We start from the raw sequence: 23,946 nt of genomic DNA on the forward strand, positions 1-23,946 counted from the left end.
TCTGAATTTACTTCGTAATAAAACTTGCTTCGTAAGCATGTCTTGAGTTTCATGGAGCTAATGCTCCAATAGGGAATCAGGCCTTGGATCTGGCCAGCAAATATAAAAAGTACGGAGCCCCGATGATAGCTACCACAATTCCTGTCGGAATCTCGGAAGGCTGGAGAATCCAGCGGGCCATCGTATCGGCAGTCAACAGCAGCAATGCGCCGACCAAGGCGCAGGCAGGCAGCAAAATCTGATGCCTCGGTCCTACAATCCGGCGGGCCAGATGGGGGGCGATCAGTCCCACAAAGCCGATGCCCCCGCTGACTGCGACACAGGAACCGGCTAGTGCAACTGCAGCGGCCATCAGCAGAACCCGTTCTCTCTCCACAGGCAGCCCCAGTCCCGCAGGGATTTCATCGCCCAGGTTAAGGACATTAAGAACCCGTGCCTTGTAGAAGGCAAACGGCACCAGGATCAAGATCCAGGGCAGGAGCGCCATAACAAACCGCCAGTCGCCGCCCCAGATCTTCCCTGCCAGCCAGGTGGCAACAAATTGATAATTTTCCGGGTCCAGCCTTAAGGATAAAATCAGCTGAAACGCATAGATGCCTGCGCCAACGGCAATCCCGATGAGAATCAGTCTTGTCGGTGACAGACCGTCTTCACGGCGGTAGGCCAGAACATAAATCAGCGCTGCGGTAAGACCGGCCCCGGCCAGCGCCATCAGCGGCAGCATAAAGATTGGAGCTGCAGTTGTTGCCGGGACAAAGGAAATAAAGATAAGTACAGCAAAGCCTGCTCCGGCATTAATGCCAAGGGTTGAAGGCTCCGCCAGCGCATTGCGCGACAGACTCTGCAGAATACAGCCTGCAACCGCAAATCCGGCTCCAACGAGCAAGGAAATGACGATCCGCGGCAGACGGAAGTCAAAGAGAATCAGCTTTTGTTGCTGGCTGCCTTCTCCCAGCAGAGTATGTATAACTTCCGTTGGCGACAGCCGGATAAGTCCGGTGTTCATACTGATGATGAACATGACAACGATCAGAACTGCCAGGAGAGATAATATGGCGTTTTCACGGGTCCGTCGCTTTTTCGGTGTGGAGGACAGCTGGCTGCGGCTCATGTCAATCCTCCCTTACGCTTACTGGCCAAATAGATAAAGAACGGCACCCCGATTACAGCAATCAATGCACCCAGCGGCGTCTCATAAGGAGCATTGATCATTCTGGCAGCAATGTCCGCAAAGATGATCAGTACGCTTCCAAGCACTGCCGAGCACGGAATAATCCAGCGGTAATCCACCCCGACGAGAAATCGTGTAACATGCGGGATGATTAATCCGATAAAAGCAATTGGCCCCACCGCGGATACCGCTGCTCCGGCAAGCACGACAACTATAAGGATTCCGGCAGTCTGCACTAGACGGGTTCTCTGCCCGAGACCAGCTGCCACATCCCGTCCCAGACTGAGTAGTGTGATGGAACGCGATATCATCAGTGATCCTATAAGAGCTGCAGCAACCCAAGGAAACATGATCCGCAGCTGTGTCCAGCTTGTACCCCCAATCCCTCCCGCCATCCAAAAAGCGATATCCTGCGAGAGATGGAAGAGAATCGCAATCCCCTGGCTGATGGCGAGCAGCAGAGCGCTCACTGCAGCTCCGGCGAGTGTCAGCCGCAGTGGAGTCAGTCCGCTATGCGACAGCGAACCAATCCCGAAGACGAGAAGAGAAGCCGCTGCGGCTCCAATGAAGCAATAGAGCATGATATATATGAATGACATTGAAGGTGCAAAGGCAAAAGCCAATGCCAGTCCAACGCTTGCGCCGGCATTCAGGCCAAGCAGTCCCGAATCCGCCAGCGGATTGCGTGTCATGCCCTGCATAATCGCTCCTGCGACTGCAAAGCAAGCACCGACCAGCGCTCCGGCCAATGCACGGGGAATTCTCAGTTCCCGGATCACCTGATGCTGCGGCAGTTCGGGATTGAAGCGAAATACCGCTTCCCATACAGATGCCAGCCGAATATCCGCCGCACCTACCGAAACGGAAAGCGCCAGGCCGAACAGTATAGCCCCAAGCCCTGCAATCAATATAACTACTGCTGCAGCAGGGCGGGTTTTCAGTTGTTTTTCCCCTTCCGGATGAGTACGGGGTTGTGAGTGTGTGGATGTGACCATAAGCCGTCCCCTTACCAGGATAATTACTGATAATCTAAATGATAACAACTATCATTCTCATTATCGCAAATCTGTGAATGATGCACAAGCATTCAATTCTCTAAAAAAGGTGCAGGGATCGAGTATCCGGGGATACAACGTCCTGCACCTTCCACATGTCCGGGAGTTTCACCCTTTTGATGAGGATTTCTTATTTCACAAGACTGTTCAAGACATCGTCAATGGTTTTGGAATTGGCTATCGCTCCGCTGTACAGCCAGCTGTGGTTGGAGGCAAATTCATGAACATTACCCGCCTTAACAGCAGGAATGCCCTTCCAAATCGGACTGTTCAAAATTTCTGAACCTTCAGTCTTGTCGCTGTTAACCAGGAAGATATGGTCTGCAGTGAGCTCGGCCAGCTTCTCAAGAGAAATCGGATTCCAGGTTGCTCTGGAAGCTGCAGGAATCTCTGTTACAAGATTAGGCAGCTTTAGACCGAGGTCACCGTACACTACCGCCCCGCTGCTGCGTGTTTCGTCTACAATATAGAAGTTCTTTTTAATAAGCCACAAGATTGCAACAGAATCATCTCCAATTACAGTGGAGATTTTTGCTTTGGCATCGGCAGCTTTTTGATCATAAGCGGCTATCGCCTGCTCAGCTTCGGCGCTCTTGTTCAGCAGTTCACCGATCTTGAGCAGAGACTTTCGCCAGTCTTTGCTGATCTCATCGCCCAGCACATAGGTAGGTGCGATTTTGTTCAACTGGTCATAGAGGCCATTTTGCACGCTGGCTTCCGATTGTACAATATGAAAATCCGGCGCAAAGCCCATCACAGCCTCAAGGGGAAGATCAAAGCTGATCGTTGGAACATCCTTCAATTCATCTGCCAGATAATCCTGAACTCCGTTGGTTACCGACCATTGTGCTACCGGAGTTACCCCAAGCGTTACCAGATAGTCCTCCAGGTATGAAGCCAGCACGCGCTGCGGATTAGCCGGAACGGTTACCTTGTGCCCCATGGCATCAGTTACTGTTTTCTCTACCGCAGGAGCAGTTGTTGCTGCCGGAGCTTCTGATGCAGGTGCTGTTGTAGCGTCTGCTGAAGCTGCGGGTGCATTGGCCGCACTCCCTGTTGAATTTGCGCTGCTGTTATTGCCGCAGGCGGACAAAATAAGCGTCAGCGTCAAAAGCCCGATTGAGGCCAGCTTCCTGTGGCCTGCTCTCTTTAAGTTAATCGAATACATGAATACCCCTCCTGTATATGTACAATCTGAAATGGTCAAAGGTCTGGTTACCTTGGCCTCACCTTATTAAATGATATTGATTCTCATTCTCTATGTCAATATAAATATTTTGCTTTTGCAACTTTCACGTTTTGGCTAACGAACCCATTTATATATGTAAAAAGACTGCTCCCGGAATCCGGAAACAGTCTTCATGTTGGCAGCCATCTGTCTATTTATGCAAATGATAAGGTACGGTTGCAACGACGATGTCTTTTTGATTCATTAGATAGGAACGGATGAACAAGCTGGTCTGATTGTGCAGGACGGCCTGCCACCAATGCTTAGTGATAAACTGCGGGATGAGTACAGTAATATGATCGGTTGAAGCAGTCTTCCACTCTACTGTATCTATGAATTTGACCAGCGGACGGAGAATGCTGCGGTAACGGGAGCGGAGGACAATCAGGCGCACGCCCGGATTCCATTCCTCCCATTTCTGCTCCATTTTGCTGATCTCTTCTTCATCAAAACCTACATACACAGCCACCACATTATCCGTTAAGGACTTGGCATAGCTGATCGAATGCAGCACCGCACGTGTTACACCGGCAACAGGTACGACCACTGTACTTCCCTTGATGCAGGGTTTATCCGTTGCCGGACATATCCGCAGCTGATCCGCAGTATTCAGGTAATGGTGGTGAATCCTGTGGAACACGAACATTACTACCGGCAGGAAGATAAAGGCCATCCAGACGCTGGAGAATTTGGTGATAATGAAGATTAAGGTTATGGTCAGAGTCGTAAGCATCCCCACCGTGTTCACGGCAAATTTATTTTGCCACGCTTTAGGTTTGGTCTTGCACCAATGCACCATCATACCTAGCTGGGACAGCGTAAACGGAATGAAAACGCCCACCGCATATAACGGAATCAGGCTTTCCGTATTTCCGTGAAAAGCCGTGACCAGCAGAGCGGATAATACACCCAAAAAGATAATGCCGTTCGAGAAGCCCAAGCGGTCCCCACGGACCATAAATGCATGGGGCAGATACTTGTCTTTGGCAAACATAAACGCCAGCAGCGGGAATGCCGAGTAGGCTGTATTGGCAGCCAGGAACAAAATGACCGCTGTGATACCTTGTATGAAAAAGTACAAACCGCCGCGCCCAAAAGTAGATTCGGCAATTTGTGATACCACTGTAGCTTTTTCATCCGGCGTAATTCCATACCAGTAAGCCAGCAGCGTAATACCGGTAAACATAATCCCCAGGATAAGCCCCATCATCATGAGGGTTTTGGCCGCATTTTTTTCCGCAGGCGCCTTGAAGTTCGGAATGGCATTCGATACAGCCTCTACCCCGGTCAGAGCCGAACAGCCGGAGCTGAAAGCCTTAAGCAGCAGAAACAAGCTGACATTCGACACCGCAGACCCGATTTCAGGAACATTGGCATGTGCTCCGCCGGTTGCATATTTGAATACCCCCGCAATGATCAATATAAAGATCGATGCTACGAAGAGATACACGGGAATAGCAATGAATGAAGCAGATTCTGTTACCCCGCGCAGATTGATAATCGTTAAGAGCAAAATCACGGTAACAGCGATAAGTACGCTATGATTATGGAGACTTGGAAAAGCGGATGTGATCGCATCTGTGCCCGCCGATGCACTAACCGCAACGGTCAAAATATAATCCACCAGCAAAGATCCCCCGGCGAGGAGTCCGGTTGGAACACCCAGATTGCTTTTGGCTACGATATACGCGCCACCGCCCTGCGGATAAGCAAAGATGGTCTGACGGTAGGATAAAATCAGTATAGCCAGCAGGCCCAATACGGCTAATGCGATTGGCAATGAGTACCAGATAGCTGTGAAGCCTGCGGCCACCAGCACAATCAGGATTTGTTCCGTTCCGTAGGCTACAGACGAGAGCGCATCAGAAGACAGGACAGCCAGTGCTTTCACCTTGGATAACTTTTCATGATCGAGTTCGTTCGACTTCATCGGACGCCCGATCAATAGTCGTTTTACCTTGCTTACCATTGTAGTAACAGTTCCTCTCTTGTTTAGGTTGAAACGGTAATACCGTGCGCTGTTTTCATAGGTGGATTTTCATAAATGCAGGCACAAAAATAAGCATACGGAAATGATCCGCATGCTTACGCATCGTCATTATCCCACCATTGCTTACGAGGTTAGCTGGCGGATTCGGGCTGTGGTAGCCCTACGGTTGCAGCCCTTGCGGACCGTCCCGATTCACCCCGTTGGCACTTAGGCCAATGTTGGTTCCCCCGTTTTTCCATACGGAAAATTCAGCGCATATTCAACTTCTCACAAGGTCTAATGATAGTCTACAATGGCCCTTCCGTAAAGCGGTGAAAAAAATGAAAAAAGATTGAAAAATGATCCATTTTACGCAAAACCACGATGAGGGATATATGGATCTTTCATTCTCTGCGATTATCCTCTTAACGCTTGTTTTTTCAAGGTTTTGAACCCTAATTGTGTCAGAAATTTCAGGAATGGTTAGAGATGTCCTCTTTGCGTCCGGTCCAGAGCAAAATCGCGATTAACGCAAAGGCAATCAAGGCCAGTAGAGGGATCGTAATAAACCCGAAATAATTCAGATAATCCTTGTTACAGGGTACGCCAATCGTGCAGGGAAGCACCTTGCTGAGTGCCGGTATTTTCTGTTCCGCATAATGATAGATAGAGATGCAGCCGCCAATGAGACTTAGGGGCAGCACATAGGGAATGATCTTTTTGTCATTCCAGTAGGTGGCAATGCCCAGCAGAATAAGCTGCGGGTACATGAATATCCGCTGGAACCAGCATAACTTGCAGGGCTCGTACTTCAATACCTCACTTAGGTACAAACTTCCCGCTACTGCGATAACAGACACAAACCAGGCCAAATAGAGACAGTGGCGTCTGCAGAAAGCAGCGATCTTCATCATTCAGCACTCACAGCTTCGGAAGCGGATTTAATCTGAGCGTCAATAGCTTCCATGTCGAAAGGCTTATCTACTTTGTGTCCATTAATGAAAACAGTAGGCGTAGAGGTTACACCGGTATCTTTGGCGATGCTGATATCATTTTGCAGCTCACTTTCATAGGTTCGTTCCTTGATGTCTTTGCGTAAAAGCTCCAGATCAACAGGCAGCTTCTCCTTCTCCGCGAGACTCACCAGGAAGTCCTCTGTGGCCCACTCTGCATTCTCATCCCCCTGATTGGCGTAAAGCGCATCGTAGTAGGTCCAGAAAGCGTCATTGTTCTGATGATAGACGGATAATGCCGCCAGCGAAGCCGTTTCGGAATCCGGGCCGATAAAAGCCATATTTACGAAGTAGAAGGCTGCTTTATCCTGATTCACATACTCCTGCACAATCTGCGGCTTGATGGCACCTGTAAACTGGGCGCAGGCCGGACATTTGAAATCACCGAACTCGACGATTTTGACCGGTGCATCCTCTTTCCCGAGTCTTGGGAACCCGCTGTAATTGAAATCAACCGCCTTGCCTGAACCTGCCGTTGAAGAGGAATCCTTCGATGCCAGCAAGAAGAGTCCGACAAAAATAATCACTACGATTGCGACCGCACTAATAATTAGAATTCTCGTTTTCTGTTTCTGCTGCTCCAGCTCAGCCCTGCGTTTCTCGGCTTTATTTAAACCGGAAACCGTGCCATTGTTTGTTTTAGATTTGCCCAAAAGAGAGTTCCTTTCTGTCCTGGAAGGACTGTTGTGAGGATATCATATTCTTTAAAATTATATAATTAAAACTCTTCGCTTGGCAAACCTCAGTTCAACCCACTTCCGACTTTTCCCGCTTCTCCCGGACTCCCTGTTCATTGGAATACTCTTGCCGCGGGATAGTATCCATAAGCTGCAGCGGGATCTTAAAAAAGAAGTCCGTCCCGCCTTCCCTGGCCTTTTCCGTCCAGATGCTGCCATCCATTAGCTCAACAAGCTTTTTGCAGATCGCCAGCCCCAACCCAGTGCCTTGATATTTCCGGTTATGGGAGGCATCCACCTGTGAGAAGGGCTGGAACAACAGCTCCAGCTTGTCCGGCGCAATCCCGATTCCTGTGTCACTGACTCGGAACAGCAGTCCCAGGGAAGTCCCTTCTTTGCTGCAGGGCTCAATTGTAACTGTTATGCTCCCCTCGTGGGTAAACTTGACTGCATTGCCAATCAGATTCACCAGGATCTGGCGGATTCGCGCACTGTCCCCGATTAATTGTTCAGGAATGGACGGGGCGATCTCAAGGTTCAATGCAAGCCCTTTGTGGCCGGCCGCAACCGCAAACAGGTTTATGCATTCCCGCAGCAGTGCAGGAAGCTTGAACGGTGCTTTTACCAGCAGCATGTTCTCAGCTTCAAGGCGTGAAATGTCGAGCACATCGTTCATCACACTCAGCAATGCAAGACTGCTCGTATTCTGCAGCTTCAACAATTCCTGATGATCCGGTGCCGTGATTTCCTCAGCGAGCAGTTGGTTAATGCCAATAATGCCGTTAAGCGGGGTCCGGATTTCATGGCTCATCGTCGCCAGGAACTCACTTTTCATCCGCGCTGCACTTTCGGCCGCATTTTTGGCGATCAGGAGCTCCTGCTGTTGTTCCGCCAGTGCCGTGATGTCTTCAGCGATGATGTACACATAATTTTCTTTGTCATTTACCAGCGGAAAAACGGTAGTACTGCAAATCAGCCTGGCTCCGCTTTTGGTTTTGACGATTATTTCCAGCTTTCCGGACTGTCCTTGCGCAGCGCGTTTAACGGCTGCTTTGAGGGCCTGTTCATCCCCGGTGCTGAATAATATACTTTTATAGTCGCTCAGTTCCTCTTGTCCGTATCCTGTTGTCTGCCGGAGTGATGGATTGGCGCTGATCACTTTTTTGCGCACAGGGTCGATACATACTACCATATCGGGGCTGAACTCAAATAAAGCGGTGTAGCGCTGCTCATTAAATTGTGCCGTGAACAGCACCTGCTTCCGGTCCTTGTACATAAGCCCAAGCACAACGGCCACTACCAGCAGGAACGTGCAGGCTAGAATCATTCCCAGCATTGAATCATTCAGGAGCGGAGTCCTGCCCATATAGATATAAGGTCCCGTATCTACATATGAGGCTCCGGCCATAGCTATATAATTTGTTCCCGACAGCACAGCAGTCAGTACAAGGATAAGCAATAATTTTTTGGCGGAAAACATATTATAACGCTTCGCTGTCCAATTAGGGTGATAGGAGGCTGTAATCGCAGGGACCGCTAATGAGAGTACCAAGGCCCCCAGAATCGAACCCGCGCTTTGTTCAAAAGCTGCCGTATACCGCACGCTCATCATCCCGCTGCAATGCATGATCAGTAGGCCGCAGCTGAACAGCAGCCCGCCAAATCCAAGAGTAGCCTTGCTGCTCCGCGTACGGGGGTTATTGAACAGCAGTAGCAGCACGTAGGAAGCCGCAATGGGTACAAACAGTGAGAGTAACAACATCGGGATATAATAGGACGCCGCGCTCTCATGCTTCATCGCGATCATGCTGATATAATGCATACTCCACATCCCTGTTCCCAGGGCACAGGAGCTGAACAGGACAAAAAACACACTTCTTTTATAACGTACCATTCTTTCCGCAAGATCCACGGCTATGAAGCTGGATAAACATGCTATGACGATAGAAAAGAGGACCAGCAAATCCATATAAAATGGGTGATCAGACATCGGCCTCTCTCCTTTCTTTTTTTGAATGAACTACTGCTGCCAGATACACTCCATTTACCCGCCATGAAACGCCCCGAATCCGGAATCCCGACCATACGGCTGAGGTAATCTTTGTATAAAAAAAGACATAGCGCCGAACCTGACGCCATGTCTGGAAACATCCTTATGTTATTGTCAGGCTCCCGCTTCTTCAGTCAAAAACTGCACCTTCATCACTTTAATACGGGATATCCGTTTGTTGTCGGTTTCTTCCACCACGAATAGGTGGCTGTCAAATTCTACGGTCTGGCCTTTTTGCGGCGGATTCACCTCTAGCTTGGAGTATAACCAGCCGCCGATGGTATCATAATCATCTGTCTCCATATTCAATCCAAGCCGGTCGTTGATTTCTTCAATCAGCATCAGACCATCAATGGAGAATTCATCCTCCCCCAGTTTCTCCACACCCGGCCGCTCTTCGTCGAATTCGTCCTGAATCTCACCGACGATCTCTTCCATAATATCTTCGAGCGTAACCATACCGGAGGTCCCGCCGTATTCATCGATCAGAATGGCAATCTGCGTCTTGGCACGCTGCATGACCTTAAGCAGGGCGCTAATCTGGATCGACTCTGGAACGGTAAGAATGGGACGAATCAGTTCACTGTATTTGGGCGCATTATCCCGGATCAGATCCTTGATATGAATGAAGCCGAGAATGTGGTCCTTGTCACCGTCACATACCGGATACCGGGTGCGCATCCCGTCGAACGCAACCTCCATGTTCTCTTCAACCGTCAGATGATTGTTCAGACAGATCATTTCAGTGCGCGGGATCATAATTTCACGGGCCATGGTGTCGGCAAATTCAAAAATATTGTCCACCAAAGTCATTTCCGTGTTGTCGATAAGTCCGCTCTTGTTGCTTTCCTGCATAATGATGCGGATTTCTTCTTCCGTATGTGCTGTAGCCAGCTCCGAGGCAGGCGCTAAGCGGAAAATCCGCAGCAGCCCGCTGGCCAGGCCTTTTACGATCCAGATAATCGGATACATAATCCGGAAAAAAACATTCATCGCACCCGCGGTTAGCAGAAGTACCGCTTCGGCTTTGTTCACAGCGATCGTCTTGGGAGCAAGCTCTCCGAGTACGATATGCAGAACGGTGATGAACATAAACGCAATAATTAGCGAAATTACATAAACCGAGGTTTCGCCAAATCCTAGGCTTGTTACAATCGGCCCCACAATCGTTGCGACAGCCGGTTCCCCCAGCCAGCCAAGCGCCAGTGAAGCAAGGGTGATGCCCAGCTGGCAGGCGGACAGATATCCGTCCAGATTGTGTACGATATTACCTGCTGCCACTGCTCGTTTACTGCCTTCCTCTATCAGGGAATCTATGCGGCCGCTTCGTACTTTTACCATCGCATATTCAACCGAAACAAAAAAGCCATTCAACAGCACCAGCAAAATAATAAGACCTACATGTAATATACCGGGTAAAGGGTCGCTCAATTTATACTCCTATCCACCGTCTCCACGATTCAGGCGGATAGGCCCACCTCCTTCGTTTGTTCAAAATGTCGGCTTGTGCAGCAGCTGTTCCTTTCCAAATCAATTTCCCAATGCTTTCATCTCCTGACTGGAATCACGAATATAAATATACACATTATTATAATATTTCTTTGCACATAAAAACAGATGCGAACAAGCGTAAAAATATGATCTTTGTTTTTGGCGAATAAACATTAGAGAGAAAAGAAACCTTTTTTCTTCTATTCCTGTGTAATAAGGTTAAATCGAAGGCACCCTCTTCGTCAACTTTAGACGGATTTCGAATCAATTGTTAACGGGAATCCTACTAAATGACGCTCCCCGGCAACCCAAAAAGCCGCCTGTCAGGGCGGCGGTTTTTTGGCGCCTGCGATTCTATTTCAGCAAAACTTTCACAGCGGCGTTCAGTCGTTTTATTGTTTCTGTGCCAATCCATCCGCCTGCACTTGCCAGGATCACATTATGAAAAATCTTCATAGCCAGAGAGTATGTCATTGTCCCGATTATGACCTCTACAACAAAGAACCGCATAATATCTCCGGTGGTAATAATGTAAACTTTAAACTCCTGATTATGAAGCATGGGCTATATCATCCGCCTTTGAAGGTTTTTTATATAACCCATATGCTTCAAGTTGATTGTCCAATGCCAGATACATTTGGATGATGAATCCTGACGAATCCGGCGAATCTACAACAGCTATTACCGACAGTTTCGTGTTGTCGGCGGATTGCCAATGGTGCCTGGATATTGATAAATAAGCGGTTCATCGAAGGTGGCATAATCGAAGTTCACCATCAACAATACAATGCGTTGTCCGGTAGCCTTGTCGCTGATAATTATGTGGTCGCGGCCCGCAGCTTCCAGTACACCTGTGTAGACCTTGGCATTCCAATCTTTGTTGTTCTCGTATGTGAAGTAAAAGGTGCCGACTTTGCCAAGATTCAGCCGGAAAATGTTTTCGATGTATGATTGTTCAAATACTGGAGCGGTAGTCGTTACGACGCCGCCTGTTGGAGTCATTGGGCTGCCGCTGCTGACTTGGGGAGGCGTTCCCCCCATTGTACCCATGGTTCCCATATTGCCCATACCCATAGGGCTCATACTGCCCATACCGGTAGGAGTCATACCGCCCATACCCGTAGGGCTCATGCTGCCCATACCCATAGGGCTCATGCTGTGCATGGCGTTCATATTATTCATATTACTCAAGCTGTTTACGTTGTTCATGTTGTTCATTGCACCTGAAGGGTTGCTGCCGATCGTATAGGTCACGGGGCGGTAAGGTTGAGCGATCATCTGTTAAAAACCTCCTGATAATTAGTATGCAGGCTGTTGCCAGCCTTAGGCAATGTGACTGGTTTCCAAGCTAAAGGTCGCTGAGAGATTCTGACCGGAGAAGGACCGCAGTGGGCTGTGGAAGCGGGCTGCCAGACTTTTCGGGCTGCACCCGCATCCGTCACCCATACAGTTTAGAAAACGGCAGGACAATCCTCGCTAGACGGGGTAAAAAAGCAATGGGCTTTGAACCGGCCGGTATTCTGCTGGTCGAACCAGGTTGCCGGACACTCTCCGACCGGCCGGAAAAACCAGAGGGCATTGGATGCCGGCCAGGTTTTCTCCCCCCCGATGGCGCGTCTGGCGAGGCGGATATCGGATTCCCTGGCACGCTGGTAGAAATAGCTCTTCTGCGGTGCTTCGAACCCGCCCGGACTTTGAAATACCATGTCGTTGACATTACGGATGTTTCGGAAATCCAGGCAGTTACCAAGGATCCGGTTGACGCCGACATTTCCGACCATCAGCATGCCTAGCTCCCCCTCTCCTTCGGCTTCGGCCCGCATCAGCCGTGCAAGCGTCCTTACATCTGCCGTGTTTGCTTTAATTACGGCCACGCTTTCTCCTCCTTCACCTACATCTTCTCAATTGCTCGCTGTATTGTATGTGCATTCGCCCAAGAGGTGACAGTCCACGCCTAATTTCCGGCCCATCCCGGTTAAAATCTGATTATGGTTCGCAGATGATTTACGCGTCATCCCGCCATCCTTCACCAACAGCGTTCAGGTTTCCCATTATACAAAAATCCCCTTGCTCCACTAACGGGAAACACGGGGATTGTAGAAAATGCAAAATATAATATAAACAACGTATACTTTTAATCTACTCTGCCGTTGAGTAATGAGGCTGCCTCCGAAAACCGTGGTACCTTGTGCCCTGATACGTAAGAATTCCCCGGTCCCCTTCAGCGCTCATGCCATACTCATTGCCGTCCACTTTGAATTCCATCCTCTCTCCACGGTCCGACTCATAGGTTAAATAGTAGGTTGTGCTGGTGCGGCTGTTATTGCTGTCATCCTGCAGCTGCTGCTGCCGGACCTCACTGCGTTTGCTGACGATGCGTGCGGGGATGGTCATGATGGGCGATTTGTTGTTCCGGTTCCACTGCAGCAGCCCCCGGCCCGCAGATACAGCAATTATGCCAATAACAACGGCAAGAAAGATCGGTATTACCGTCCCCGTTAGATCAAACATCCAAGATGGATCCGGGCCCATTCCCATGACTTTTCCCCCTTATTTCCCATGTTATCCTGCTTCCTGCAGTGATACAGGCACTTCTGTACATGTATATGCCCCGTCTATTCCATACAGCACAAGGAGATACGGGATTCATCCTTCCTAGGGCAGTATTGACAAAAAACCACCCTATTCTCTGGGGGCAGAGATCAGGGTGGCCTTCATTAACATCTATACAGCGGTCCTATTAAGCGTGTACGAGGTCTAATAATTGCTTAGTTTCATCATTTTCTTCAGGCAGCATTCCATTGTCTGCCCAGCAGGCTCTGCATTGTTCTTCTGTTTCACAGAGATGTGCGTCATCACAGTTGTAGCACAGTTGCAGCAGGTTTCTGGTTACATAATCCGTTTCGAAAGTTTTCATTATAATCTCTCCTATTCGGGATGAAAGTTTGTGAAAAAATGAACATGTTCTCTATGTGTTAAATATATCACAGGGAGATTCATTTGTCATGTGATTTTTTTCACATTTTTAAATTAAATTTAAACTATACGTTATACTTTTTTTGAAATACGTTTTAGCCCTGCTTGCCTTCATCAGAAATTTAAAAGATAACCGGTTCGGTTATGGATTTTTTTTATTTTTGTACCTTCCAACTTAAGCTTGTACGGCTCCATAACAGCACGCAACAAGAATAGCCGCCGGAACGGCAAAGAGGCGTTCCCGGCGGCTGCCCGATTTCAGTAGAAAGCTATTTGATGGTATACCCTCCATCGACCAGAATGCCAGCACCGGTAATGGCGCTTGCTTCATCGGAGACAAGAAACAATGCGGTATTAGCAATTTCCACAGGCTGGATAGTGCGTCCAATTGGATGAATATCGTGAATACTCTTCAGAATCTCTTCCCGTCCTCCAAACAGAGCGGCGTGACTGTCATTAAACGCAGTATCCACCCAGCCAGGGCAAATACAATTCACACGGATACCATCGGCCGCAAAATCTAGAGCCATTGCTTTGGACAGCATCAGAATGGCTCCTTTGGATGAGACATAGGCGCTGAGGCGCGGTTCAGCCACGTAGCTGTTCGCTGATCCCATGTTGACTATCGCCCCGCTGCCGCTGCGCTGCATGATCGGTATGACCGCACGCGAAAGCAGGAACATGGACTTCACGTTCACCTGGTAGGTGCGGTCCCAGATTTCTTCTGACAGTTCAAGAATAGATCCGGGGATGTTCACCGCAGCATTATTGACAAGGATGTCTATCCCTCCATGCAACTCCATCGCTGTATCAACCAATTGCACCACAGAGTCATTGGACGCCACATCCGTCCGGCAGAAGGTGACGGCAAGCCCAGCACGCTGCAATTGCTGTGCCGAATGATTTCCCTCTGCATCAATGTCCGCCATCACCACAGCGGCTCCCTCTTCCGCGAACCTCCGTGCCACCTCATAGCCAATACCGCGGGCCGCTCCGGTAACAATTGCTTTTTTGCCTGTTAAGCGCATAGCCTGATCCCCCCCATTCATTAGACATCTCCAAGGACCGGCGGAACTTCTTTGTAGCCCTTGGATTTAATTGCGCCAATTATAATTCCAATAAACAGCCAGGTGAAGCCAATGTAGTAGGTCATCGGATCGAACCCGCTCCAGATAAAGGCCACCACGCCAAAGCCAATAAGCGGCGAAATCAGATAACGGATGATCCCCTTGAGTCCACGCTGTTTTTTGCGGATGAAGAAATACGTAATGACTGACAAGTTCAACAGCATATATGTTGTCATAGCACCGAAGTTTACCAGCTTAGCCAAGAAATCAAGGGATAGGAACAGGGCTACCACTATAGAAGTAAAGCCTACAAAAATGGTTGCGTTCGCCGGTGTCTGATACCTGGGATGAATCTTGGACAGGAAACCGGACAGCGGCAGCAGCCTGTCGCGGCTCATTGAGAAGATTACGCGCGAGATTGCCGATTGGACCGTCAGTGCATTGGCGATCCCCACGGACACCACACCTACAATTATAAATGCGTAATATAGGGCATCCCCGCCTACTTCACGGATAATATCAAAGTAACCCATGCCGGGGTCCAGGTTGCTGTAATCCGGATGAGCCAGCGATGCGGTATAGGATTGTCCCAGAAAGAGCAGGCCGATTAGAACAAGGCTGGCCACCACCGAGGGACCGACCGTTCGCGTCGGATTCTTCGTCTCTTCAGACAGCGTGCTGATGCTGTCAAAACCGATGAATCCAAGTACTGCGATGGAAGCAGCTGTGGCGATGAAGCCGAAGTCAATTTTGCCAGGCTGATAAAATGGCTCCAGCGATAGGCTGCCCATGCCATGGCCGTCCATCAGCACAAACTTGATCCCGCAGATAATGAAGATGGCGATTAGCGCCAGCTGGCAGAACAGGAACAGATAGCTGGCCCCTTTGGTTAATGAAATTCCCTTAACGTTCACGATCGTAATAATTGCCGCGAAGAGGACGATGATCAGAAGAGAAGGAACGCCGGGCAGAATAGCCGAGAGCCATAGATTCGAGAAAGCAATTAGCATCCCCGGTATAATCAGGTAATCCATGATGATGACCCAACCGGTCAGAAAACCGACATGCGGGTTCATACCTCTCTGCACATAAGAATAGGCAGATCCGGCGATGGGAAATTCTCTGCTCATCGCGCTGTAGCTGAGTGCGGTAAAAACCATAGCGATAACCCCTACCAGATACACAAGCGGCGCCATGCCGTAGCTCTCAATGGAGGCAGTAGCATATACCTGGGTGGGTGCAATTGGCAGCATGGTTATCAAACCAAAGGTTACCAGATCCTTGAACGTTAAGGTCCGTTTTAATTCCTGGGCATAACCCGTTTTTTTATCGCCCTGCGGCATGCCTGACAACCGCTCCGGTGATCCGCTCTCCACTTTTTGAACCTCAGCATTTGTCATCTCTCAGCGCCCCCGCTTTCTTAATTCATAATAATAGAAGAAACTTGATTCAACCGCGGCTAACAGCGCGGCGGCTCAGTGCATGCTGTTCATTCTGCAAGAAGGTACGGCGCGAAGCATGAAGGCCTGCAATCCTCTCCTCCGCCAGACGGTCCGCTGCCAAGTATGAAGGAATGCCTTGTTCTGCGGAGATCTCGAAGACACGCCGGATATTCCGGTAGATCTCTCCCACCTTCTTGTAAGCACGTTCCCGGTTATACCCGTTCAACTCATCTGCAATATGGATGACACCGCCGGCATTAAGGACATAATCCGGCGCATATACAATCCCCAGCTCGTGCAGAAGATCACCATGCCGGGCTTCCTGCAGCTGATTATTAGCAGCTCCTGCAATCACCCTGGCCTTCAGCTGTGAAATCGTCTGGTCATTCACAGTTGCTCCGAGCGCGCAAGGAGCATAGATGTCGCATGCTACGCTGTAGATATCATCAGGACTCACCGCTTTAGCTCCATAAGCTTCCAAAGCACGCCGGACCGCTTCCTTATCAATATCCGTGACAATCAGCCTTGCTCCTTCCTGATGCAAATAACTGCATAGATGATAGGCCACATTACCGACTCCCTGAACCGCAACGGTGCGTCCCTCCAGACTGTCGGTACCGAAGGCTTCCAGTGCGGCTGCCTTCATCCCCTGATAGACTCCATAGGCAGTCGCCGGGGACGGATTGCCTGAGGAACCATACGTTTCCGAGACTCCAGTAACATACTCAGTCTCTTCATGAATCAGATTCATGTCATCTTCCGTTGTGCCTACATCCTCAGCCGTGATATAGCGGCCATTCAGTCCTTGAATATAGCGGCCAAAGGCACGGAACATCGCTTCATTTTTATCCGCCTTGGGATTCCCGATAATGACGGCTTTGCCGCCGCCCAGATTCAGGCCGGATACGGCGTTCTTGTACGTCATGCCCCGGGACAGCCGGAGCACATCCGTCAGCGCTGCCTCCTCAGAAGCGTAGGCCCACATCCTTGTTCCACCAAGCGCAGGACCAAGCGTCGTGTCATGGATGGCAATGATGGCCTTGAGCCCTGACTGCCGGTCCTGGCAGAAGACCACCTCCTCATAATCACTTTGCTGCATCGTTTCCAGTAAATTCATTGCTGATTCCCCCATTAATTATCCTTCTCCAGCCTAAGTAACCGGCGCATGCGCATAATCCCATCCAACCGGCGAAACCCTCTATCGCCCGCTCCAGCCCGAAAGCTCCGGACAACAGCCCCAAGCCAAGCACCGGAACAGCCACACCGATATAAGTGCCTGTATAAAAAAAAGAAACCGTATCCCCGCGCGCCTCTGATGGAGCAATAGCATTCACATAGGCAAGGCTCCCTGCATACAGCGGGCCATGCCCCATCCCCACCAGCAAGATGGAAGCGAACAGGATGATAAGTGAATGGAAGCGCAGGGCGAGCACAAGGCCTGCAAGACCAAGGAGCAGACAGGCGTACCCTGCCGTCATCATCCGCAGCAGCGGGAGCTTGCCCAGTGTGAATTGTCCAAGGGCCGAGAAACCCAGTACTCCAGCCGCCAACAATCCAGAAAGGAGAAAACCGGTGCGGTCGACCCATACCCCTAAATAGGTGGGAACGACCGACATAAACAGGCTGACCACACCCCAGACCAGAAAGGAAGTCAAGGAAGCCGTGTAGAATGCCCCTCGGATGCCCGCGGGCACCCTTGGCCAATGCAAGGACGCCGTGCCGGCAGGCTCGCTTCTTATCCGCACCAGCAGAAGGCCGATGACTGCTGGTACAACGAGCAGCAGATGAACCAGGAACGGCATCCGGGTCGGCCACGGAGTATATTCGGCCAAGATCCCAGAGAGCACGGGACCAAGGGCATTACCGGCTGTCACTAGCAGGGCGGCCAGGTAGGCTGCTTGGCGCTTGGAGTTCGCCTTGTGCAGCTCCGTCATGGCTGAAACGGCCACACCATTGAACATACCCACCGCCAATCCCTGCAGCACTCTGGCCAGCAGGAGCATGGACAGCCCGTTCGCAAACAGAAAGCACAGGGAACCGGACAAAGTGGCGGCAATGCCGCAGAGCAGGATACGGACCGGACCGATCCGGTCCGACACTTGTCCGAACAATACGATGGAAGGAATCACAACCAGCGCGTAAGCGGCAAAAACCAGAACCACCATCGCGGGACTTAAATCCCACTGCGTCCGATATACGGAATACAGCGGCGCGGCCAAGTTGAGGCCAAGTATGGTCACGAACAAACCGTAAGCCACAGCCCAGTATGAGAGCGCCCGCATCGTACTGCTGCCGGTACGGACCTGGATCACCTCTTTCAGCTGTCCCAGGCTGTGCAGGATAGCTTCCAGCGTCTTGTCTTCGACATAGAATGCAATTCTCATCCGGGCCACCGTCTTGTCCCGGCTTCTCCCGAAGCTGACCCGCTCGATATTGGTCTCGCATCCGGCAAAGGATTGCGAGACACGGGCCAGAACGCCAGGCCTGTTACTTGCGATAACCCAGATCACCGTTTTGGCGGGCATATCAATCCTCCCTTTCACACGGCAGGCCTGTCACCCTGCTCACCCATTCCCTGATTTCAGGATCCTTCCAGTCGCAGCACGTAACTGTAGTCACTTCAAGCTGTCTATCCAGCCTTTGGATCAGCCAGTTCAGACCGGTATTATCCGCTCGGATAGCCAGAACCACCTGCCATTCATCTTTTTCGTCTCCCATACCCAGAACCCAGCGTTCCACATCAACATTGCCCCGGCTCAGCAGTCCCGTCACCCGCTGCAGTGCTTGCGGACGCCGCTCCAGCAGAATGGACAGGACATGAGTCCTCATCCGGTGCACCGTTTCTTCATTGGCGGCTCCCCCCTTTCTCTAACAATTAAGAAATCGTCATGGCTACATACTTTAGAACCGTGTATTCCTCGAGTCCCTGTCTGCCGCCTTCCCTGCCAATCCCGCTCTCCTTAACCCCCCCGAACGGTGATTGCAGGTAGGCCAGTGATGTTCCGTTAATTCCGATATTTCCAGCCTCAAGTCCAGAAATCATGCGGTGTATCCTCCTAAAATCTCCGGTGAAGACATACGCGGCCAGCCCGTAACGGGTAACATTGACTCTGGCCAATACCTCCTCTTCGTTGTCGAAAGTGAGTACCGGAGCAACGGGACCAAAAATCTCTTCCTGCGCAATGTCCATATCATCCGTCACCTCATCGAGAAGGGTCGGTGCATAGAAGTTGCCTCCGGCGTATTTGGCCCCTTTCAGACTTTTTCCGCCAAGGAGTACCTTGGCTCCCTCTCGCTCTGCATTTCTCACCAGGCGCTCTACTTTGGCCAGTGCCTTCTCATCGATGAGAGGACCCACATCCGTTCCCGGTTGCATTCCGGGCCCTACCCTCAAGCCCTGTACCAGCGGCAGCAGCTTTTGCACAAAGCGCTCCTTGATGTCCCGGTGCAAATAAACCACATTAATCCCATTGCAGACCTGTCCGCAGTTCTCAAATTTATTGGCAGCGACGGCCTGTGCCGCCTTGTCCAGATCCGCATCTGGGAATATGATGACTGGCGAATTGCCCCCAAGTTCCATGGACATCCGCTTCACCGTCGAAGCCGCTTGCTGCATCAGATGCTTCCCTGTGCGGGTGGAACCGGTGAATGATATTTTACTCACCCGTTGATCCGCCAGCAGCACCTCGCCGGTGCGGGCCGGTTGGCCCGTGACTAGGTTAGCCGTTCCCGCAGGAAGCGCAGTCTGCATCAGATGCCCGAACATGGCGATCGCGGTCAGAGGCGTAGTCTCCGCAGGCTTGAGAATCAGGGAACAGCCCGCCGCCAGTGCCGGGGCCACTTTGCGGGCTACAGTGGCAGCCGGGAAATTCATCGGGGTGATTAATGCGGCTACGCCTACAGGTTCCCGGTAGACCAGCAGTTGCTGGTTCGGATTCGAGGCGGGAATAATCTCTCCGCAAGAACGCTTCGCTTCCTCTGCATACCACTTGATAATAGCCGCCGCACCTTCTATCTCCCCGAGCGATTCACTCAGCGGCTTACCCTGCTCAAGGGTCATCAGCCTGGCGAGGGCCGTACGGTCCGCGAGCAGGCGGGCTGCCCAGTCTTCGAGCACGGCCGAGCGTTCCGGTGCGGGCTTGGCCGACCATATTGGAAAAGCCTGGCTGGCGGCGTCAATAGCTTTGACAACTTCTGCCGGATCCAGATCCGGGACCCGCGCGATCATCTCACCGCTCGCAGGATTCCATACTTCAAGATGGGCTGCGGCTTGGACCTTACTGCCATTCACCCAGTTGTAATTCCACTCCTCCAGCACAGTCTTTTGCATTTTGCTTCTCCTCCTGTCCAGGTGCTTTAGAGCGTGTCTTCAAACCCAATTTCAGGTTGGAAGACACCTCCTAAATAAACTCAAAGTATTTTTTGCGTTCCCAGTCCGTTACGGAGCTGAAGAAGTCCCGCAGCTCAAGCTGCGCAGCCTGCAAATAATGATGTACAACCTCTTCTCCCAGCAGCTCTCTGACTGTCTTGCTGTTCTCTAATATTTTCACCGCATCATATAGATTGGTCGGCAGCCGCGGAATTTCCAGCTTCCCCGCATTACCGGTTATCGGCGCAGGCAACTCTAAGCGGTTCTCAATCCCATAGAGTCCTGAAGCGATCATTGCCGACAGCACCAGATAGTGATTCGCATCCGCCCCGGGCACCCGGTTCTCAAAACGGCAGGATTTTCCTTTTCCGTCGAACCGGAAGGAAGTGCTGCGGTTGTCAATGCCCCAGCTCACCGTATTGGGAGCCCCTGAGCCGAAATCCATAATTCTTTTGTAAGAGTTGATATAAGGCGCATAGAAGACCATCAGTTCCGGAGCCAGCTCCAGCATTCCTGCCAGAAAGTAGCGCCCGGTCTCGGAGAGTCCATACTCCTGCTCCGGATCGTACAGCACGTTATTGCCGTTTTCCAGATCCCACAGGCTGATATGTGTATGCCCGCTGCTGCCCGAATCATTCGTATCCTGCTTCGCCATGAAGGTGGCCATCAGCCCGTTCAGCGCAGCCATTTCCTTAATACCGTTCTTGTAGATCGCTGTCCGGTCGGCCATCTCCAGCGCTTCGGCATAGCGCACATTCAGTTCGATCTGGCCATTGCCCCATTCGCCCTTCAGCGCTTCAATCGGCACACCCGCCGCTTCCAGATTGTCGGTCAGCTGTCCAAGGAACCAATGGTCCACGGTCAGACGGTAAATGGAATAATCGACCGGATATTCGAACAGCGGCTTAAGTCCGGTATAATTCTTCTCTCTGACCGTCTCCGAGGTCTCCTTGAAAATATAGAATTCAATTTCCGAAGCTGCGTAAGGCTTCAGCCCCAGACCGGCGGCTTTGGCAATCTGCCGTTTCAGCATGTTGCGCGGAGCGATAGAGATGTCCGTCCCGTCCTTGCTCTTAAGATCGGACAGTACAAAAGCCGTCTTGGGAGACCACGGATAGGGCCGCAGGGTAGACAAGTCAGGCAGAGTCACCATGTCATGCACACCGGTATCCCAATTGCAAAAATCAAAAGCCCCGAAATTCAGGCTGACATCCCAGGCCAGATTAAGCGCACAAGTATGAATTCCGTCCTTGGCATCTTCGATAAAATGATGGCCAGGCACCCGCTTGCCGAACAACTTACCCTGCATATCCACTCCGGCAATGATGACCGAGGTCACCTCACCGCTCTCCACTTGCCGCCTCAGTTTATTCCACTCCAGATAGGCCATGTCATTCTCCTTTCGCGATTCCCTTCTTGTTGTCAGACGCTAACGCTGCCCTGCTAATGAATGGTCCAGCCTCCGTCTACAAATACTGTCGAGCCTGTGATGTACTCTGATTCCGGCGTGGCCAAGAACAATACCGCATTGGCGATATCGCCTGGGGAGGCAATTCGGCCTGCGGGGATACGGCCCAGCACCCATTCCCGAACCTCCGGATTCTGCAGGCCTCCCGCAGTGAAAGGCGTCTCAACCACTCCCGGGGCTACACTGTTCACTGTAATTCCATAAGGGGCAAGTTCAAGCGCCACTGCTTTGGTCAACAGGTTGAGCCCTCCCTTGGAAGAGTTATAATGCGGTTGACAATGACCGCTGCTGGACACAATCCGGTGGGCCTCCACAGAGGTAATGTTAATGATGCGGCCTTTGGTGCCGGAGGCGATCATCTGTTTGGCTGCAGCCTGGGAGCAGAGGAACGGAGCTTTAAGATTAACGTTGTGCACCTTGTCCCACTCCTCTTCCGAAAGCTCCAGAAATTCAGTAAATGCGACAATTCCCGCGTTGTTGACCAGCACGTCCAACGTGCCGTAGGTTTCAATCGTCTGTGCGACCATGTGCTCGACATCGCTTTTCAATGTAACATCGCTCTTTAACGCCAATGCTTCCTTGCCCTTGCCAATTAGCGCCACCGTTTCCTCCGCGCCAGCAAGGTTGAGATCAGCGGCGACTACCTTAGCCCCCTCCTCAGCAAATTTCATAGCAATGGAGCGCCCGTTCCCTGAACCGGCTCCGGTTACAATCACAACTTTATCTGCAAATCTCATTGTTCTTCCTCCCTGATATGAGTAATGAATTCCTTAAGAATCTCCTTGTACCTTAGCATGGAGTCGATCAGCACATATTCACCCGGTCCATGATGGTTCGCCCCGGAAGGCCCGAACTCTACAGCGGGAATCCCTTGCTCTGCATAGAAGCGGGTATCCGCCGATCCATCCTGGCCAAAAAAATGCGAACCGGCATGGTGGCGCAGCTTCTTGACCCATCTGTCGCTGATCTGCGTATTGACAGGCGAGCCTTCAAAATGCACGTTAACTTCACTTTGCGGAACTGCCTCGCGGATTGCAGCCAGAATCGCTGCCGGGTCTTGTCCCGGCAAGTAGCGGATATCAATGCTGAGCCTGCACAGGTCGGGAACCTGATTGAACACCGTCCCCGCCTGAATCTTCGCGAGATTCAATGAGGGCTGTGGGAAGAACGGAGTGCTCTCCTGAAAAAATCTCAAAGACGCAATCGCCTGAAAATGCCGCAAGGCCTCCAGAATAGCATTCTTGCCCAGCCAGGGGCGGCTGCCATGGGCAGCAAGTCCGGGCACGTCAATGGTCACCTGCAAAATCCCTTTCGCCTGAACCGCAATATTCAGATTAGTCGGTTCCCCGCAAATGGCTACATCGCCCACCAGTCCCAATTGCCGGACAAGATGCCCTGTTCCGAGCTCCCCGCCGCTCTCCTCGTCGGGAACGAGCTTTAGCACCACCCGGCAATCCGGAGGCCGCGTTGCAAGCTCACTCATCAGCACCATCATCGCAGCGACGGAACCAAGCATATCGTAGCTCCCCCGGCCAAATAGACGCCCATCCTCCACGTAGGGAATGAACTCCTCCGGAGAGGCAGGAACCACATCGAGATGGCCGTTAAGCACAACGACCGGATCGCCTGTCCCCAGTTCAGCCACCAGGCTCTTCAGCCCTCCGTGCTCATAGCACCGGACAGCAAGCCCGTGCTGACGGAGCCAATCGGTGCAATAATCGGTGCAGCAGTTGATTCTCTCCGCACTCGTATTCTGAAATGCAATAAGTCTGCGGGCCAGCGAGACGATCGCATCGGCACTCGCATTTCTGAAATGTGGACTCGTCAGAATGGACATTCACCTCTTCCCGGTAAAGTGGGTTACACCTTAATAAGTAGCAAGTTTCATGCCAACTTTTGAAATCCAGCCCTTTTTTTTATTATTTTTTGTTGAAAAACAGAAGTATAACGAATGAAACCCCTTACCTTGC

At 51.1% G+C, this 23,946-nt stretch carries 21 protein-coding genes and 1 riboswitch; all 21 genes read right to left on the minus strand.

Annotated features, from left to right (window positions below):
* Positions 1-76: 76 nt before the first annotated feature.
* The gene (locus PRIO_RS18280; protein ID WP_020432244.1) at positions 77-1,111 is read right to left on the minus strand and encodes a FecCD family ABC transporter permease; all 1,035 of its coding nucleotides are present in this window, start codon (positions 1,109-1,111) and stop codon (positions 77-79) included.
* Entirely contained in the window at positions 1,108-2,166 is a 1,059-nt protein-coding gene (locus PRIO_RS18285) for a FecCD family ABC transporter permease (protein ID WP_020432243.1), read from the minus strand. The genes PRIO_RS18280 and PRIO_RS18285 overlap by 4 nt, the downstream gene beginning before the upstream one ends.
* A gap of 190 nt (positions 2,167-2,356) precedes the next feature.
* Entirely contained in the window at positions 2,357-3,394 is a 1,038-nt protein-coding gene (locus PRIO_RS18290; protein WP_020432242.1) for an iron-hydroxamate ABC transporter substrate-binding protein, read from the minus strand.
* Positions 3,395-3,605: 211 nt separating this feature from the next.
* The gene (locus PRIO_RS18295; protein ID WP_020432241.1) at positions 3,606-5,423 is read right to left on the minus strand and encodes an APC family permease; all 1,818 of its coding nucleotides are present in this window, start codon (positions 5,421-5,423) and stop codon (positions 3,606-3,608) included.
* Between the two features lie 126 nt (positions 5,424-5,549).
* A riboswitch (cyclic di-AMP (ydaO/yuaA leader) is annotated at positions 5,550-5,708 on the minus strand.
* Between the two features lie 188 nt (positions 5,709-5,896).
* A complete protein-coding gene (locus PRIO_RS18300) occupies positions 5,897-6,334 on the minus strand; it encodes a disulfide oxidoreductase (protein WP_020432239.1) in 438 nt (145 codons plus the stop codon).
* Complete coding sequence (locus tag PRIO_RS18305) at positions 6,334-7,089, minus strand: DsbA family protein (protein ID WP_046503985.1); 756 nt, start codon at positions 7,087-7,089, stop codon at positions 6,334-6,336. Before PRIO_RS18305 ends, PRIO_RS18300 begins: the two co-directional genes overlap by 1 nt.
* A gap of 94 nt (positions 7,090-7,183) precedes the next feature.
* Positions 7,184-9,103, minus strand: a complete 1,920-nt coding sequence (locus PRIO_RS18310; RefSeq protein WP_052741486.1) for an ATP-binding protein — start codon at positions 9,101-9,103, stop codon at positions 7,184-7,186.
* Between the two features lie 174 nt (positions 9,104-9,277).
* Positions 9,278-10,594 carry a hemolysin family protein gene (locus tag PRIO_RS18315; RefSeq protein WP_046503988.1) on the minus strand — a complete coding sequence of 439 codons (1,317 nt, stop codon included), beginning with the start codon at positions 10,592-10,594 and terminating at the stop codon, positions 9,278-9,280.
* Between the two features lie 741 nt (positions 10,595-11,335).
* Entirely contained in the window at positions 11,336-11,770 is a 435-nt protein-coding gene (gerQ, locus tag PRIO_RS18325) for a spore coat protein GerQ (protein ID WP_085981646.1), read from the minus strand.
* Positions 11,771-12,105: 335 nt separating this feature from the next.
* Positions 12,106-12,528, minus strand: coding sequence for a cell wall hydrolase (locus PRIO_RS18330; protein WP_020432224.1), 423 nt, complete (start codon positions 12,526-12,528; stop codon positions 12,106-12,108).
* 265 nt (positions 12,529-12,793) lie between these two features.
* On the minus strand, positions 12,794-13,192 hold the full coding sequence (locus PRIO_RS18335) for a DUF2500 domain-containing protein (protein ID WP_020432223.1): 399 nt from the start codon (positions 13,190-13,192) through the stop codon (positions 12,794-12,796).
* A 202-nt stretch (positions 13,193-13,394) separates the two neighbouring features.
* Positions 13,395-13,571: a hypothetical protein gene (locus PRIO_RS36120; RefSeq protein WP_020432222.1), complete on the minus strand. Its 177-nt coding sequence runs from the start codon at positions 13,569-13,571 to the stop codon at positions 13,395-13,397.
* A gap of 328 nt (positions 13,572-13,899) precedes the next feature.
* Positions 13,900-14,679, minus strand: coding sequence for an SDR family NAD(P)-dependent oxidoreductase (locus tag PRIO_RS18340; RefSeq protein ID WP_020432221.1), 780 nt, complete (start codon positions 14,677-14,679; stop codon positions 13,900-13,902).
* On the minus strand, positions 14,679-16,097 hold the full coding sequence (locus PRIO_RS18345; protein ID WP_020432220.1) for an APC family permease: 1,419 nt from the start codon (positions 16,095-16,097) through the stop codon (positions 14,679-14,681). The genes PRIO_RS18340 and PRIO_RS18345 overlap by 1 nt, the downstream gene beginning before the upstream one ends.
* A gap of 49 nt (positions 16,098-16,146) precedes the next feature.
* Positions 16,147-17,256, minus strand: coding sequence for a Glu/Leu/Phe/Val family dehydrogenase (locus PRIO_RS18350; protein WP_039790706.1), 1,110 nt, complete (start codon positions 17,254-17,256; stop codon positions 16,147-16,149).
* Positions 17,225-18,664: an MFS transporter gene (locus PRIO_RS33980; protein WP_052741487.1), complete on the minus strand. Its 1,440-nt coding sequence runs from the start codon at positions 18,662-18,664 to the stop codon at positions 17,225-17,227. The genes PRIO_RS18350 and PRIO_RS33980 overlap by 32 nt, the downstream gene beginning before the upstream one ends.
* A gap of 1 nt (position 18,665) precedes the next feature.
* Entirely contained in the window at positions 18,666-18,968 is a 303-nt protein-coding gene (locus PRIO_RS18360) for a hypothetical protein (RefSeq protein ID WP_020432217.1), read from the minus strand.
* A gap of 46 nt (positions 18,969-19,014) precedes the next feature.
* The gene (locus PRIO_RS18365; RefSeq protein ID WP_046503992.1) at positions 19,015-20,469 is read right to left on the minus strand and encodes an NAD-dependent succinate-semialdehyde dehydrogenase; all 1,455 of its coding nucleotides are present in this window, start codon (positions 20,467-20,469) and stop codon (positions 19,015-19,017) included.
* 70 nt (positions 20,470-20,539) lie between these two features.
* The gene (locus PRIO_RS18370) at positions 20,540-21,898 is read right to left on the minus strand and encodes a glutamine synthetase family protein (protein WP_046503995.1); all 1,359 of its coding nucleotides are present in this window, start codon (positions 21,896-21,898) and stop codon (positions 20,540-20,542) included.
* A 53-nt stretch (positions 21,899-21,951) separates the two neighbouring features.
* Positions 21,952-22,713, minus strand: a complete 762-nt coding sequence (locus PRIO_RS18375) for an SDR family NAD(P)-dependent oxidoreductase (RefSeq protein ID WP_020432213.1) — start codon at positions 22,711-22,713, stop codon at positions 21,952-21,954.
* Complete coding sequence (locus PRIO_RS18380) at positions 22,710-23,813, minus strand: M20 family metallopeptidase (protein ID WP_020432212.1); 1,104 nt, start codon at positions 23,811-23,813, stop codon at positions 22,710-22,712. The genes PRIO_RS18375 and PRIO_RS18380 overlap by 4 nt, the downstream gene beginning before the upstream one ends.
* Between the last annotated feature and the right edge of the window lie 133 nt (positions 23,814-23,946).

Origin of the sequence: Paenibacillus riograndensis SBR5, from assembly GCF_000981585.1 — a bacterium.
In the GTDB taxonomy this organism is placed as follows: domain Bacteria; phylum Bacillota; class Bacilli; order Paenibacillales; family Paenibacillaceae; genus Paenibacillus_AQ; species Paenibacillus_AQ riograndensis.